Origin of the sequence: Mesorhizobium sp. B2-4-14 (assembly GCF_006442155.1) — a bacterium.
Taxonomy (GTDB): domain Bacteria; phylum Pseudomonadota; class Alphaproteobacteria; order Rhizobiales; family Rhizobiaceae; genus Mesorhizobium.
In genome coordinates this window covers 1-1,200 of the sequence record NZ_VFVA01000085.1, presented here as the reverse complement: position 1 = coordinate 1,200, position 1,200 = coordinate 1, and the positions used below count along the sequence as shown (strand labels likewise).

The following is a 1,200-nucleotide window of genomic DNA, read 5'->3' as shown; positions in this document are numbered from 1 at the left end:
CCGCCTGGATGCCCTGGACAGTCGCCTGTCCGGAAGCAAGTTCGATGGTCGTCGTGCCGTTGGCGGCTTTCACCCGGCCAGCCGCCTTGGCCGGAATGCCCTTGACCGTGGCGCCGCCGGAGAAGCCGGTCCAGTCGCCGTCACGCTTCAGATCGACATCGATGCCGCTGATCACCGTGCCGCCCGATATGACGGTGTCGGCATGGATCTTGCCCGAGATCACCGGCGCCGCAAGATAGTTGGCGATCAGCGCATCGATGGAAACGGTTTTCGCCTGGAGGTCGCCGCGCGTGATCGAGGCGGTGGCCGCCTTGATGGCGACCTGGGGTGCCGTGCCGTTCTTCGAAAAGGCGATCGTGCCGCGCACGTCGCCTTCGGCCTTTTCCAGCGCCAGCGCGGCAAGCGGCCCGATATCGGGCAGGTCGAGCGAGATTGTGCCTTCAGGCACGAACTTGTCGTCCAATTCCAGATCGCCGGAGATCTTGTTTGGGCCCAGCGACAGAAGCAGGCCGTTGATGGCGCTCTTGCCGTTCGCCGTCGCCAGCACGGCACTGCCTTGCAAGGCCTGTCCCGCGACATTGCCGGTCAGTTGCACATTCGCAGCCGGGTTGATGGCATCCGCCTTGCCGGTGGCGGTCAGCTTCAGCCCGGTGATCTCGCGCGACGCCACCGAAAGCCGATCGCTATTGACGGTCAGCGACAGGTCGGGGGCGGTGGCCGGCCCCTGAGCAGTCAGCGCAAAGGCAATGGCACCCTTGGCGTCCTTGGACAGCGGGGAAATATCGGTAAGAGCGCCGGTAATGTCGGCGGCCACCTTGTTGTCGGCCAGGCTTGCCTGTCCCTGTGCGCTCAGCGCGCCGGAGATCAGCTTCAACCCATCGACGTTGATAGCGCCATTGGGATCGCGCTTTATCGCGGCGCTGATCTGCGCCCGTTCACCGAGCATGCCTCGCGCCGCTGGCGGCAAGGCCGATGACGGGGCATCCGCCTTCAGCTTGAGATCGATGGCGCCATCACGCAGCGATACCTGGCCGGAGACCTGGCTGTTCAGCGCATCGCTCTTGAGAGAGCCGCTGTCGATGGCCATGGCATCGGCTGTCAGGCGCCCGCTGAGCGCGGCCGTGACCTTGCCGGCGATCAGCGGCGCGATCGTGGCATTCTCGAGACCGACCTTGTCCACCGATACCGTGCCGGAAACCG

1 pseudogene is annotated in these 1,200 nt (G+C 65.3%); it reads right to left on the bottom strand.

Annotated elements, in window-relative coordinates:
• A pseudogene (locus FJ938_RS29255) lies at positions 1-1,200 on the bottom strand (translocation/assembly module TamB); the annotation flags it as partial.